We start from the raw sequence: 14329 nt of genomic DNA, 5'->3' as shown, positions 1-14329 counted from the left end.
GTGGGGGTATCCTGCCCGCTTGATTCGACGTAAAGCGACCTTAAATACACACAAAGCGACATTTCTCCCCAAATCTTTTCCTTCCGCCGCGGAACGGCGGCAGCGAATTCGGCAGCTCGCGCGCCCCTCCCGTAGAATTGGCACCGTCGCGACGGCGCGCCTCGCCGCATGCCGCTCGTCGACGCCGAGCGAGTGCGAACGACGGTCCGCGAGGATCGCGTGCGGCCAGACTCAGCCATCACCGACACCGAGCCACCTCACCACGGAGCGCCGCATGGCAGCACGGAAAGGCCCCAAGTCCTACGTCGTCTGGGTCGGGCGACAGACCGGTATCTTCAGCACCTGGGACGAGTGCAGTCGCCAGGTGAAGGGCTATCCCAAGGCCCTCTACAAGTCATTCCCCTCCCGCGAGGAGGCCGAGGCCGCCTTCGCCAAGGGGCCGGGGGGCGCCGCGCCGGCGCGCAAGACCAGGACGGCGAGCGCCTCCGCCACGAAGGCCACCGGCGGTGCCGCACGGCGCCCCAAAACGGCGCCTGCCCGCGACGAGCCGGCGCAGCGCTTCGATACCGAGATCTACTGCGACGGCGCCTGCGAGCCCAACCCCGGCGATGCCGGCTCGGGCATGGTGGTCTATCGCGAGGGGGTCCTCGCCGAGCTCTGGTACGGGCTGCACAACCCTCAGGGCACCAACAACACCGCCGAGCTGAACGCCTTCCACCAGGCGCTGCGGGTGGCTGAGCAGGAGATCGCCCGGGGCGCCTCGGTGCGCATCCACTGCGACTCCACCTACACCATCAACGCCATCACCAAGTGGGCCGGTGGCTGGAAGAAGCGCGGCTGGAAGAAGGCCGACGGCCAGGCGATCAAGAACCCGGAGATCATCCAGCCGACCCACGCCCTCTACGAGCGCCTCAAGGCGAAGGTTGCCATCGCCCACGTCAAGGGGCACGCCGGGGTGGAGGGCAACGAACTGGCCGACCGGATGGCGATGTACGGCGCCGACCAGCGGGAATCCGCGTTCACACGCTACCAGGGCAGCCACGCCGTGGCCGAGGTGCTCAAGCTCAAGCGCGGCTGAAGGGCGCCCGCGGCACACCACGTACCGCCGCTATGCGGCGGATCGCGATGCCGAGCATCGATTCCACGAACCCCGCTGGCGTCACGCGGGTCTGCGAAGCCCCCGAAAGAAGGGCCTGCGACTTCGTCGCAGGCCCTTTTGCTTCCTCACCTTTTTTACCCGTCCTTATCGGTCGAGCGGCGCGCCTACTCGGCCGTGGCCAGCAGGCTGGCGTTGCCGCCGGCGGCAGTGGTGTCGATGCACAGATGGCGCTCCACCACGTAGCGCTCCGGCGCGATGACCTGGGTCTCCAGCGGCACGATGGGCCCGTCGCGCTCGGCGAGCGCCAGGCGCAGCTCGCGGGTCCAGTCGCTGGTGCCGGCGGCGGCCACCGCCACGATGCCCTCGACCGCGGTCAGCGTGTCGACCGAGACGCGGCCGTCGAGCCCGGCGACCGGCGCCCCGGCCCGCTCGAGCGGCTGCACGGCCTCGGCCGCCCCCGGTGCGACGATCAGCACCGGACAGCCGGCGCCGAGCGCCTGCACCGCCTGGGCGACGGCGATCTCCAGCGTCGGACCGAGACACAGCACCGGCCCCTTGGGATACATCGCCAGCCGGTTGCTCTCCCCGGTCGGTCCGGGCAGCGTCTGCGGCGTCATGTCCAGGGACGCGGCCTCGGCCAGTGCCTTGCGGATCACGCCGCGCTGGCCGGAAAGCGCCCGGCGCAGCACCTCGACCCGATCGGGCCGCGCCGCCCAGTTACGCGGATCGAGCCCGTCGAGGGCCGACTGGAGTTCGCCGAGCGCCACGGCATCGCCGCTGGGCGCCTCAAAGCGCTCGGCCTCGGCGGTGCGGCGAAAGCGGGTGACGTAGAGCGGCCCGCCGGCCTTGGGACCGGTGCCCGAGAGCCCCTCGCCCCCGAAGGGCTGGGAGCCGACGATGGCGCCGATCTGGTTGCGGTTCACATAGACGTTGCCGACGTGGATCCGCTCGACGATCTGCTGCACGCGATCGTCGATGCGGGTATGCAGGCCGAAGGTCAGGCCGTAGCCCCTGGCGTTGATCGCATCGACCACCTCGTCGATCTCGCGGGCCTTGAAGGTGGCCACGTGCAACACCGGCCCGAAGATCTCGCGTTCGAGATCCTCGATGCCGCCGACCTCGACTATCGCCGGGGTGACGAAGGTACCCTCCTTCGGCGCGGGCAGCATCTTGAGCAGCTTGCCGGCCTTGCGGGCCGCCGCCACATAGGCGGTGATATCGGCCTGGGCCTCGGCGTCGATCACCGGCGAGACGTCGGTATCGGTGTTCCAGGGATCGCCGATCACCAGCGCGTCCATGGCGCCGTCGAGCATGGTCAAGAGCCGCTCGCGCGCCTCCTCCTGGACGTAGAGCATCCGCAGCGCCGAACAGCGCTGACCGGCCGACTGGAAGGACGAGATCAAGATGTCGCGCACCGCCTGCTCGGTCAGCGCACTGGAGTCCACGATCATGGCGTTGAGCCCGCCGGTCTCGGCGATCAGCACCGCATCCGGCCCGGCATTCTGCGCCAGGGCCTGGTGGATGATCTGCGCCACCTCGATCGAGCCGGTGAAGCAGACGCCGGCGATGCGCGGATCGTGGGTCAGCGGCCCGCCCACCGTCGGCCCGTCGCCGGGCAGCAGCTGCAGCGCCGCCTCGGGCAGGCCGGCCTCGCGCATCAGCTCGACGGCCCGGGCGGCGATCAGCGGGGTCTGCTCGGCGGGCTTGGCGAGCACCGCGTTGCCGGCCGCCAGGGCGGCGGCGATCTGGCCAGTGAAGATCGCCAGCGGGAAGTTCCACGGGCTGATGCAGACGAAGAGGCCGCGGGCGCTGCCGGGCTCCTCGGCCTCGAGTCGTTCGCTCTCGTTGGCGTAGTAGCGCAGGAAGTCCACCGCCTCGCGGACCTCGGCGATGCCATCGAACATCATCTTGCCGGCCTCGCGGGTGGCGATCACGGTCAGCTCGGCGATGTGTTCCTCGTAGAGATCCGCGGTGCGGCGCAGCACCTCGGCGCGCTCGGCGACCGGGCGCGCCGACCAGTCGCGGTAGCCTGCCTCGGCGGCGTCCAGCGCGGCCGCCACCTCCTCCTTGGTCGCCTCATGCACCTGGCCAACCACGCGCGAGCCGTCGGCGGGAGAGCGCGCATCGCGCGCCGTTCCCTGTGGTGCGGGGTTCCCGGCGAGCATCGGCGCGGCCGTCCAGGTCGTGTCGGCGAAGCCCTCGCGGGCCGAGATCAGCGGCAGGATCGAGGCGGGTTCATTGATCCGGTAGCCGCGGGAGTTCTTGCGCTCGGGGGCGAAGAGCTCGCCGGGCTGGCGGATCAACGGGCTGGCGATGGCGTCGCCCAGGCGCTGCACTCCGGCCACGGGGTCCTTCGAGACCTCGCTCGGGGGGATGGTGTCGTCCACCACCTGGTTGACGAATGAGGAATTCGCTCCGTTCTCCAGCAGGCGCCGTACCAGGTAGGCCAGCAGGTCACGGTGCGCGCCGACCGGGGCGTAGATACGGCAGTGGGTCCCCTCCGACTCCTTCACGATGTGGTGCAGCGACTCGCCCATGCCGTGCAGGCGCTGGAACTCGTAGCTGTCCTTGTCATCGCCGGCCATGGCGACGATGGCGGCGCAGGTATGGGCGTTGTGGGTCGCGAACTGGGGATAGATGCGGTCGCGCCGCTCGAGCAGCATCTTGGCGCAGGCCATGTAGCTGACATCGGTGTTGACCTTGCGGGTAAAGACCGGGAAGGTGTCGACGCCCATTTCCTGCGCCAACTTGATCTCGGTGTCCCAGTAGGCGCCCTTCACCAGCCGCACCATGATCTTACGGTTGTAGCGCTCGGCCATCTCGTGGAGGGCCTCGATCATCGGCGCGGCGCGACGCCCGTAGGCCTGCACCACCACCCCGAAGCCATCCCAGCCGTCGAGGCCCGGATCGGAGAGCAACGCCTCGATCACGTCGAGCGACAGATCCAGCCGATCCTGCTCCTCGGCATCGATATTGAAGCCGATGTTGGCCTTGGCGGCCTGCTTCACCAGCTCCCGCGCACGGGGCACGAGGTCGCTCATCACGGTGTCACGGTGGGTGTACTCGTAGCGCGGATGCAGCGCCGAGAGCTTCACCGAGATGCCGGGACTGCCGCGCACGTCGCCCTTGGCCTGCTTGGCGATGGCGGCGATCGCCGTGGCGTAGGCCTCGTGATAGCGCAGCGCATCGTCGTCGGTGCGCGCCGCCTCGCCCAGCATGTCGTAGGAGTAGGTGTAGCCCTGCTTCTCGAGCTCGCGGGCGTTCTTCATCCCCTCGTCGATGGTCTGGCCGAGCACGAACTGGCGGCCGAGGATCTTCATCGACTGGCCCACCGCGGTGCGCACCACCGGCTCGCCCATGCGGCGCACCAGGCCGCGCAGCGCGCGCACCGGTCCCTTGGGGTCCTCTTCCAGCACCTTGCCGGTGAGCATCAGCGCCCAGGTCGAGGCGTTGACCATCGACGAGGAGGACTTGCCGAGGTGCGCGCCCCAGTCGGAGGGCTCGATCTTGTCGTGGATCAGATCGTCGATGGTCTCGGCATCGGGCACCCGCAGCAGCGCCTCGGCCAGGCACATCAGGCCGACCCCCTCGGCGGTGGAGAGCCCATACTCGGCCAGGAAGGACTCCATCATGCTCGGCGAAGTCTCCTTGCGCACCCGCGCCACGTAGTTGGCCCCGGCCTCGGCCACCCGTCGGCGCGCCTCGTCCGACAGCTCGATACGCTCGACGAGCCCCTTGAGCACCTCGGCCTCGTCGGCCGCATAGTGGGCGCGAATCCGCTCGCGCAGCTCGCTCACGTTGCCTTGCGGCTGAAGGTTGGATTCGTTCATGCAGCATCCCCCTAGCGACGCGCATCGCATCGTTGAAGTGTGATCTCGGATGCCGTCGTCGTTGTCGAAAGTCATTCATCTAGCGTAGGCGCCCCGGCCAGGGTTGCACCCACCACTTCGCTCACGCGATAAACGCCGGCCACCGGGACCTGGCGGCAACGGCGCTAGGTCGGGCAGCGGCCGGCCTCCTTAGGCCTTCCCCAACGCCGCAAAAAGCGGGTCACGCGGTAGGGGCGAGGTCCAGAGCCGGGGCTTCCCCGGCCATTCGCGCATGGGCCGGGCCGGCAGCGCCCTAAGCACCATCGATCGAGAGCGGACGGTGCTCGGCGAGAAACTCGATGAGCGACTCGAGCGGCATGGGACGCGCGAAGAGGAAGCCCTGGAAGAGATCGCAACCATGGGCCGTCAGCAGGTGGTGCTGCTGCTCCTGCTCGATGCCCTCGGCGACCACCTTGAGCCCAAGATGATGGGCCATGGAGATGATGCCCTGGATGATCGCCGCATCCTCCGCGCTATTGGCGACCCCGCTGACGAAGCTTCGATCGATCTTGACCCGGTCGATGGGCAGGTGCTTGAGGTAGCTGAGGCTGGAGAAGCCGGTGCCGAAGTCGTCGATGGCGACCCCCACGCCCATCGTCCTGAGGGCGTGCAGGGTCTCGATGGCGCCTTCGGTATCGTTCATCAGCACGCCCTCGGTCAGCTCCAGCGACAGCTGGGGAGCCGGCAGCCCGGTCACTGCCAGGGTCTCGCGCAGCTTGCCGAGAAAGCTCGCGCGGTGAAACTGCAGCGGCGAGAGGTTGACCGCGACGTTGAGTCTGCCCAGTCCCACCCGGTCGAGCTGGTGCAGATCCCGGCAGGCCCTGGCCAGCACCCACTCGCTGATCGGAATGATCTGTCCGGTCTCCTCGGCCAGGGGAATGAACTGGGCGGGCGAGATGTAACCGCGCAGGGGGTGGGGCCAGCGCAGCAGCGCCTCCACGCCCGCCACTTTCCCCTCGCGATCGATCAGCGGCTGATAGTGGAGTTCGAAGGCCTGCGCCTCGATCGCCTCCTGGAGCTCATTGCGCAGCGTCACACGATCGCCCATCCGGTGGATGATCTCGGGGGTGAACCACTGACAGGCGTTGCGTCCCTGCTGCTTGGCCCGGTACATGGCCATGTCGGCCTGCTGGATGAGCTCGAGGGGCTGCTCAATGTCGGCACCGCTGACCGCAATGCCGATGCTGCACGACAGCGAGAGCTCGTGCGCGCCGACCCGATAGGGCCGGCTCACGATCGACAGTAGGCGCTCGGCCACCTCCATCGCCTGGCCGGCGTCGTGCAGGTCCGGCAACAGCACCACGAACTCGTCGCCGCCCAGGCGCGCCAGGGTATCGCCCGGCCGCATCGCCGCCGACAGCCGCTGCGCGACCCCGCGCAGCAGCTCGTCGCCAACGGCGTGGCCGAGGCTGTCGTTGATCGGCTTGAACTCGTCGAGGTCGAGGAAGAGCACCGCCAGCCGCTTGCCCTGGCGCCTGACCAGCTCGACGTCGTGGACCAGCCGGTCCTCGAGTAGCGAACGGTTGGCCAGCCCCGTCAGGGCATCGTGGCCGGCGTGATAGGCCAGATGCGCCTCGTAGGTCTTCTGTTCGGAGATGTCGTGCTGGATACCCACGTAGTGGGTGACCGCCCCCTGTTCGTCGCGCACCGGGGAAATATAGAGATCGTTCCAGAACGGCGTACCGTCCTTGCGATAGTTGCACAGGGTGACGTGCACCTCGCGATGTTGCGCCAGCTCGTGGCGAAGCTTCTGCACGGCCGCCGGGTCGGTCTCGCTGCCCTGCAGGAAGTGCGCGTTGCGCCCGATGACCTCCGCCCGAGCATAACCCGTGATGCGCTGGAAGGCGTCGTTGGCGTAGATGATCGGCAGGCCGGGTACGCCCGCATCGGCGATCAGCACGCCGTTGACGCTGGCCTCCACGCCGCGCTCCAGGATCCTCAGTCGGGTCTCGTGCTCCCGCCGCCGAGTCACGTCCTTGGCGATGCCGTAGACCCCGATGATACGCTCATCGACCACCACCGGCAGCGTGGTGAGATCCAGTCGATGCAGGGTGCCGTCGCGATGGGGCACCTGCAGTTCGTAGCGGCAGGGCTCGCCGGCCCCCGTGAGCTCGAAGGTCTGCTGCACCGCCGCCAGATCGTCCGGCTGCAAGAATTCGGAAAAGTGTGTGCCCCGTAGCGCCTCGACGGAGTAGCCGGTCAGTGCGGCGCAGTGATCGTTGGCGGTGACGAAGTGGCCCTGCAGGTCCATGGAGAACACCGCATCCGGGTTGTAGGTGAACAGCGACCGATAGCGCTGCTCGCTCTCCCACAGCGCGCGGCGATCCTGGGCACGCTCCATGGCCAGGGCCACCAGGTCCACGGCCTGGACGATGCGCTCGAGCTCGTGGCTGCCCGGTGTCGCCGGGCGTCGGTAGTAGGTGGCGAAGGTGCCCAGCAGCCGGCCGTCCCGGGCGATCACCGGGTAGGACCAGCAGGCCCTGAGCCCCTCGCTGGCGGCCAGGTCGGCAATGCGCTCCCAGCGGGGGTCCAGGGCGAGGTCCTCGCAGACCACCAGCTCGCGGCGATGGGCAGAGCTGCCGCAGGCCCCGACATCCGGGCCGATGGCCACCGAGACGATCGCCTGCCGATAGGCGGTCGAGAGGCGCTCGCCGGCGATGAGGTGCAGCCTGCGCTCGTCGACGTCGGCCTGCATGATCGAGCAGATCCCACCCTGCAGCTGAGCCTCCAGCATCCGGCAGATGGCCTCGAGCGTCTGGTCGAGAGGCGCCTCTTCGACGATCATCGCCTGGATGGTCTGCTGCTGCTCGAGCTGCTCCCGCGCCGCCATCAGGTCCCGGGAGTGCCCCACCACCAGGCGCACCATGCCCAGGCTGAAGACCAGCAGGTAACTCAGCGTCAGCCCGCCCATGGCCACGGCCGAGGGCACCACGCCGGCCTGCAGCGCGCTCATCCCGGCACCGGCCTGCACGGAGGGACTGAGCATGGTCCCACCGGGCAGGCCGATGTGGCGGGCTGCCAGGGTAGGCGCGCCTGCCACATCGCCCGCGACTCGGCCAGGGCCGGCCAGGGCAGTGAGCAGCTCGCCGTCGCGGGCGAGGCTCAGCTGGAAGTCGCCCAGCTGGACGCGTAGCTCCCGACCCAGGAGGGTCGCCATGTCGAGCACGGCCACCAGCTGCTGGTCGCGGCGCGGCAGGGCGATCGCCAGGATCGCCAACCGCGGCACCGCCTCATCGGGCACCATCATGCGGGGGGCGGGAAAGGAGAGACTCAGCCAGTCGTCGACTCGCTTGGTTCGCATCCAGCGCGTCAGCCGGCGCCGCGCCTCGTCGCTGCGCGCCTGCTGCCAGCGCCAACCGTGGCGCTTCTCCAGCAGGCCGATGACCTCGAGGCTGGGGATATCACGCAGGTAGTGGGCCGCATCGCGGATTGCGCCGGCGGTCTCCCACCCCTCGGCAGACGCGTCCAGCCGCTCGGCCATGCGCTGCATCTGCTGCAGGTAGGAGTGCATCAGCTGATCGGCATTGAGGCGGACGTTGTCGAGCAGATACTCCGCCTGCTGGTGCGTGCGCTGCTGCTGCTGGCCGCTGAGCAGGTACCAGGCCAGGCTGCTGACCAGGACCCCGGCCAGGCCCGCCATGATCGCCGTGCGGCCCAGCTCGAGGGGCAACGCGCTTCCCCTGGCGCTGACCGCCAGCATGGCCACACCGTATAGCAGCGCGAATGGCGCCACCAGCCAGGGCGAGGCGGTCAGCTCCTGCAGGCCCCAGCCACCGGCGGGCGCGAGAAGTCTCACGCCGAGCACCAAGAGTCCATAGCCGAGCAGCAGCACCCCCACCAGCCGCCAGAGCCACCGCAGCCCGGGCCATCCGAGCCCTCCCGCGAGGCAGAGGGCCGTCATCGCCATCATCGCGGCCGACCAGGAGGAGAGGCGTGCACTGCCCGACAGCCAGGAGGCCCCCTCCTGATTACCGCCGAGCAGGACGTTGTGCGAGAGGGTGTAGAGCACCAGGGCCAACAGCGCGATGCTGGCCGCCAGGCGCACTCGCCGCCACTGCTGCACCGCGGCCAGCAGGCCGCCGCCGCCGAGCAGGATGGCCAGGGCGGCATCCGGCGTCAGCAGGGTGGGCGCGGGGGCATGCCACCCCTGCACTAACCCGACGAGGCCCATCAGCACGAAGGCCGCCGAGACCATCAGCAGCCAGCTGTCCAGGGCGATATCGCGGGTCTTGAAGGGCATGGCGGTGTGCTCCCTGCACGTGGGCGACGGCTGACCCGATGTGGCGTCCTCCATCGTCATCCTGTACCGATGACTCAGAGGATGAGGGGATTCGCGCTGGGGCACCAGCCTCCGGCCTTATTCATTGGGTGTAGGCGTGGCACTCCGAGCCGCCGAATGGCACAGAAGCGCCCGGCCTCGGTGAAGGTCAGCCGCAAGTGGCCTTGCACGCCGTCGTGGGTCACCAAGCGCCGCAGCGTCTCGGCGGGTTGATGGACGCGGTGGGCTCGTTCCGCCTGGGCGCCCCCTCGGCGGGAGATCAGCGGCAGAAGGGCCAGATCTCGAGCAGGCCGTCGCAACGGAACTCCGCCTCGCAGGCGGCCAGCTGACTGCGATAGCCGGCGGCGGTGCGCGCGACTTGGCTGGCTGCGCGCTGAACGGCGGGCTTGCGGCGCCAGGAGCCGCGTCGATAGCCACCCTGCCCCTCATGGTAGGCCAGGTAGAGATGGCGGGGATTGTGCAGGGAGACGCCCGTCATGCGCCGGGTGCGGGCGTTGTACCAGCCGATGAAGTCGGTGGCGTGCTTCATGTGGGTGCGCCGCGCGAACAGCCGTCCGGCGTCCGCCTCGTACTCGCCCCACACCGGATCCTGAGCCTGGGCATAGCCGTAGGCCGACGACGGCCGGGTCCAGGGGATGAAGCCGAGCAGCTTGCGGCGCGGCGGCTTCACGTGGCTGCGAAAGCTGGACTCCCGCTGGATGAAGGCCATCTGGGTGGCGATGGGCGTGCCCCACTTCTCCTCGGAGGCCCGGGCGTAGTCGTACCAGTCGGGCTGCTCGCGAAAGATCTCGCAGACGTTCGACTGACGCTCCGGCGGCGCCGGCGCCAGCATGGCGCAGCCGGTGAGCGCCAACAGCAGCATGGCCGCTGTGGATAAGCGCAGCGTGAGACGGCGCTCAAGGGCTTGGGGGATAGAATCGAGAAAACGACGATGGGCCATGATGTCCGCTATGCCTTTTGGGAAACAGCCCGATGATAACAGCGCAGCGGAGGCATCTTCCCGTTGCGCGATGATCCAAGCGAGATCAAGAAACTCGACGCCGCCGCGCAAAACAAAAGATAAGCCTAATAAAACGTGACACCGGGGATTGGAGCCCGCGCCTCGGGCTGGCAACATTCGTCTCTATATGCCGGAACGATATACCGGAGCGACGTCGTCTCGATCGTGAAGACGACAACAACCTGAGTGGTAGCCAACCTGAACTTCCTCGAATCCCTGACCACCGCCCTGCGGCGACACCTGCTTTCCCTGCGCGGACGCCTGCTGCTGGGCGTCGCGGTGGTGTGGGCCCTGCTGTGCGTGATACTGCTGGCCTTCGGCTGGCAGTCCGGCACCCTGCTGGTCGAGGAGTCCAACCGCGTGCACCTGCGCTACGAGGCGGAGCTGGTGCGCAATGCCATCACGCAGAAGATCGAGCAGCGCCTGGAGGCGCTGGAGCGCTTGGCCAAGCAGTTTCCGCGCGCCACCGCCGGCACCCTGGCCGAGGGCGGCCACGACGAGTTGCTGACCCTCTTCGAAGGGCTGGTGCTGGTCGATGCCCAGAACACCGTCGTCGATAACTGGCCGGGACTGGCGGGGCGCAACGGCCTCGATATCAGCCATCGGGCCTACGCCCGCTTCATGCGCCACGTGCAGCGGCCCCACGTCAGCGACCCCTTCATCGGCATCGTCTCCGGCAAGCCGATGGTGATGATGCTGGTCCCCCGCCGTGACGCCCAGGGCCGCTACGCCGGTTTCCTCGGGGGGCTGGTGGAGATCGAGCGCAGCGAGCTGTTCGAGGACTTCAAGCGCCTGCGGCTCGGCGATGCCGGCCACGTGGTGGTGGCCACGGCCTCAGGCCGGCTGCTCTATCATCCCGAGCAGCGCGATGACCGACCGGGCTCCGTTGCCGCGCTGAACGACCCCGGGCTCGACCTCGCCCTGCTGGGCTGGGAGGGCGAGACCCTCGAGGAGACCGGCCAGGACGGCGAGACTCTCAAGGCCTATCGTCAGATCTGGCCCGCCGACTGGGTGGTGGGTATCTATCTGCCCATGGAGCAGGCCTATGCGCCCCTGGCCAGCGTGATGAAGCGCATCACGCAGCGGGCCTGGTGGGCTCTTGGCCTGCTGCTGCCGCTGATGGGCGCGCTGATCTGGCTGACCCTGCGACCGCTGACGCGCCTGGCGCAGCAGATCAAGGAGCTGAGCCTCGGTCGCCGGCGCGAGCTGGTGATTCCCACTCGGATGACGGAGCTGCGCCGCGTCGTCGATATCTTCAACGAGCTGGAACAGCAGCGGCTGCAGAGCCTCGGTGACCTTCAGCAGCGCGAGGCCTTCCTGAGGGGCATCCTCGACGCCTCCCCCCAAGGCATGTTCGTGACCGACACTCGCGGCCGGCTGACCTTCGTCAACGAGACGCTCAAGGAGCTGCTTAACATCACCCCGCCGATCCGCCTCACGGCCTGGGCGCAGCGCATCCATGAAGCGGATCGCACGCCGATGGTCGAGGCCTGGCGAGCCAGCCTGCTCGAGCATCAGGACGTCGTGCGCCAGTTCCGCTACATCGACGAGCACGGCGAGACGCTGTGGCTCGACGTGCATACCAATGCGATCCACGTGGAGGGCGAATTCATCGGCCTGGTGGGCGCCGTGCGCGACATCACCCAGCGCCAGCATGAGGACGCGCTGCGCCGCTGGGAGGCGGAGCACGACCCGCTGACCGGCCTGCTCAACCGCCGCGGCTTCGAGCGCCGCCTGGAGGAGGCCTTCGCCGCCTGGGAGAAGGCCGACACCCCCTCGGCGCTGCTGCTGTTCGATCTGGATCACTTCAAGCCCATCAACGACGAGGGCGGCCATGCCCTGGGCGACAGCATGCTGCGTCAGGTGGCCGACGCGATGGGGGCCGTGACGCGCAGCAGCGACCACGCCGCCCGCCAGGGCGGCGACGAGTTCGCCATGCTGCTGCCGGGCTGCGAGTGGCCCCGGGCCATGCGCATCGCCGAGGCGCTGCGGGCCCGGATCGAGGCCAACGGCCTCGAGCAGCACGGCAGGACCTGGCGGGTCACCGTCAGCATCGGCGTGAGCACCTTCCAGCGCGGCGACCAGGCCGTGGAGGATGCGCTGCGACGCGCCGATGCCGCGAGCTATCGCGCCAAGTCGCAGGGACGCAACGCCGTGATCAGCGCATGATCCCGTCCCCGCGCCGATCGACAAACAGGCTATTGCCGGCCTGACGCTTGGCCTGCCCCTTGAGCTCGGCGAGGACGTTGGCGATTTCCATCGCGGTCAGTCCCGAGCCGCTCGCCACCGGGTAGGCGGCCATCGAGAGCGTCATCAGCGGCACCCTCGCTTCGCAGTGGTCACGATCGCGCCCGGAGAGTCCACCGGCCCGGCGATGCGCCTGGTCATAGAAGGTCGGGATGAAGCGCGCGAAGCGCGCAAGGATCGCCTCGCAGCTCGCCCGGGCGCCCTCGGGGTCGAGCACCAGCATGAAGTCGTCGCCGCCCACGTGGCCGACGAAGCCCGCCTCGCCGACCGCCTCCTGCAACAGGCGCCCCACCGCCAGGATCACCTGATCCCCCTGGGCATAGCCGTAGCTGTCGTTATAGGCCTTGAAGCGATCCAGGTCGGCATAGACCGCGACAAAGGGCGCATCGTCGGCCAGCCGCGCCGCCAGGGTGTCGTTGATCGCCTCGTTGCCGGGCAGCCCGGTGAGCGGGTTAGCCTGGCGGGCGCTGCGTACCTGCAGGGCGGTAATCTCGCGCAGCAGGTCGATGACCAGGCCCAGTCCACGATAGCGCCCGTCGGCATCGACGATGACGAAGTCGTCCTGGCCCCCCTGGGTCGAACCGGTAATGTGGCGGCTGAGCGCCTCCAGCGGCATCGACTCCTCGGCGAGGCGCATGCGCCGATCCATCACCGCATCGATGGGGCGCCGGGCGTGCAGGGAGTGGCTGAAGGGGTTGGTGAACAGCGACAGGAAGGCGTGCTGGCGCACCATGCCCACTGGGCGCTGCTCGGCATCCAGCACCGCCAGGCAGCGCAGGCCGGGATCGTCGCGAAAGCGCGCCACCACCTCGGGCACCGGCGTGCCCTGGGCCACCGGCGCCAGGTGGCGGCAGAGCATCGCGGCGCTGGCGCCGAAGGAGCCCGACACCGCCGCGGGCGTCGGCGCGGGCTGCTCGAGCCGGCGCGGCGGCTGGCGAGCGGGTCGCGCGAAGTGGTAGCCCTGCATCAGCACGCAGTTCATGCCCCACAGGCAGCGCTGCTCGCCGGCGGTCTCGATGCCCTCGGCGATGACGCGGCAGCCCAGGCTGCGCGACACCTCGAGCAGCGAATGCAGGAACTGTCCCTTGCCGGGGTCGCGGTCGACCTCCTGGACGAAGTGGCGATCGACCTTGACGAAGTCGGGGCGCAGCTCGGCCCAGTGGCGCAGGCTGGAGTAGCCGGCCCCCAGGTCGTCGAGGGCCACCTGGAAGCCCATACGCCGATAGTGATCCACGGCCTGGCGCATCAGCGCGTAGTCGTGGATCGGCAGGTGCTCGGTGAGCTCGATCACCACCCGCTCCGGCGACAGCCCGACGCCGGCGAGGAAGGCGCGGGTGAGCCCCTCGCGGAAGTCCTCCTCGAGCAGCGAGGTCGGCATGACGTTGAGGAAGAGCCGCCCCGACAGGTCCAGGGCGGCGAAGGCCTCGATGGCCAGGCGTCGGCACAGCAGGTCGAGCTCGACCAGGCGGCCGGTCAGCCGCGCCGTATCGAACAGCGTCACCGGCGAGTGCAGCGGCGAGCCCGACGGCCCACGCGACAGCGCCTCGTAGCCGAAGATTCCCTGACAGCCGGCATCGACGATCGGCTGGAAGAGCGGCGTGATGGCCTCCTCGCGCAGGATGCGGTCGAGCTCCCGGGCCTCGCGATCGAGCATCGCATCGGCGGCACTGCCCGGGGCGGCGGCGGTCTCGTGCATCGCGCCCTCTCTCATCAGTCGGACTGCGCCATTGGGGCCTGGACGGCACGCGGCTCACGCGCGCTAGAGGCGATCCGCACCAGGCTCCAGCTAAGCCGAATGGTCAGTCGATCGAGCAGTCGCATCGGAAGTCCTGTCG

The 14329-nt window shown here is 69.1% G+C and carries 7 protein-coding genes; 2 read left to right on the top strand and 5 right to left on the bottom strand.

The genetic code is table 11. The annotated features are described in order from the left end of the window. Positions 1–274: 274 nt before the first annotated feature. The gene (locus FEI13_RS05100; protein WP_138180027.1) at positions 275–1078 is read left to right on the top strand and encodes a ribonuclease H family protein; all 804 of its coding nucleotides are present in this window, start codon (positions 275–277) and stop codon (positions 1076–1078) included. 185 nt (positions 1079–1263) lie between these two features. On the opposite strand, the gene putA is transcribed toward FEI13_RS05100, so the two are convergent. From putA to FEI13_RS05080, 4 genes are all read right to left on the bottom strand, one after another. After that, on the bottom strand, positions 1264–4929 hold the full coding sequence (gene putA / locus FEI13_RS05095; protein ID WP_138180025.1) for a bifunctional proline dehydrogenase/L-glutamate gamma-semialdehyde dehydrogenase PutA: 3666 nt from the start codon (positions 4927–4929) through the stop codon (positions 1264–1266). 292 nt (positions 4930–5221) lie between these two features. Next, positions 5222–9208 carry a sensor domain-containing phosphodiesterase gene (locus FEI13_RS19395; RefSeq protein ID WP_240036432.1) on the bottom strand — a complete coding sequence of 1329 codons (3987 nt, stop codon included), beginning with the start codon at positions 9206–9208 and terminating at the stop codon, positions 5222–5224. A gap of 74 nt (positions 9209–9282) precedes the next feature. Further along, positions 9283–9546 (bottom strand): DUF2835 family protein, encoded by a 264-nt coding sequence (locus FEI13_RS19630; RefSeq protein ID WP_275668712.1) that lies wholly within the window; start codon positions 9544–9546, stop codon positions 9283–9285. Further along, a complete protein-coding gene (locus tag FEI13_RS05080) occupies positions 9507–10109 on the bottom strand; it encodes a transglycosylase SLT domain-containing protein (RefSeq protein ID WP_138180023.1) in 603 nt (200 codons plus the stop codon). The genes FEI13_RS19630 and FEI13_RS05080 overlap by 40 nt, the downstream gene beginning before the upstream one ends. Positions 10110–10433: 324 nt before the next feature. On the opposite strand from FEI13_RS05080, the gene FEI13_RS05075 reads away from it, so the two are divergent. Next, the gene (locus tag FEI13_RS05075; RefSeq protein ID WP_138180021.1) at positions 10434–12416 is read left to right on the top strand and encodes a sensor domain-containing diguanylate cyclase; all 1983 of its coding nucleotides are present in this window, start codon (positions 10434–10436) and stop codon (positions 12414–12416) included. Here the strand turns inward: FEI13_RS05075 and FEI13_RS05070 are convergent. Further along, positions 12406–14190, bottom strand: coding sequence for an EAL domain-containing protein (locus tag FEI13_RS05070; protein WP_338035074.1), 1785 nt, complete (start codon positions 14188–14190; stop codon positions 12406–12408). The genes FEI13_RS05075 and FEI13_RS05070 overlap by 11 nt on opposite strands. Positions 14191–14329: the final 139 nt, after the last annotated feature.

The organism is Halomonas urmiana, assembly GCF_005780185.1.
Lineage (GTDB): Bacteria > Pseudomonadota > Gammaproteobacteria > Pseudomonadales > Halomonadaceae > Halomonas > Halomonas urmiana.
Note: the sequence above shows the minus strand (reverse complement) of the source record. Positions and strands in the feature narration are given on the sequence as shown.

Excerpts from the sequence above, each read along its gene's own strand:
- FEI13_RS05100 (WP_138180027.1), top strand. The coding sequence starts at position 275 with ATGGCAGCACGGAAAGGCCCCAAGTCCTACGTCGTCTGGGTCGGGCGA.
- putA (WP_138180025.1), bottom strand. The coding sequence starts at position 4,929 with ATGAACGAATCCAACCTTCAGCCGCAAGGCAACGTGAGCGAGCTGCGC.
- FEI13_RS19395 (WP_240036432.1), bottom strand. The coding sequence starts at position 9,208 with ATGCCCTTCAAGACCCGCGATATCGCCCTGGACAGCTGGCTGCTGATG.
- FEI13_RS05080 (WP_138180023.1), bottom strand. The coding sequence starts at position 10,109 with ATGCTGCTGTTGGCGCTCACCGGCTGCGCCATGCTGGCGCCGGCGCCG.
- FEI13_RS05070 (WP_338035074.1), bottom strand. The coding sequence starts at position 14,190 with ATGCACGAGACCGCCGCCGCCCCGGGCAGTGCCGCCGATGCGATGCTC.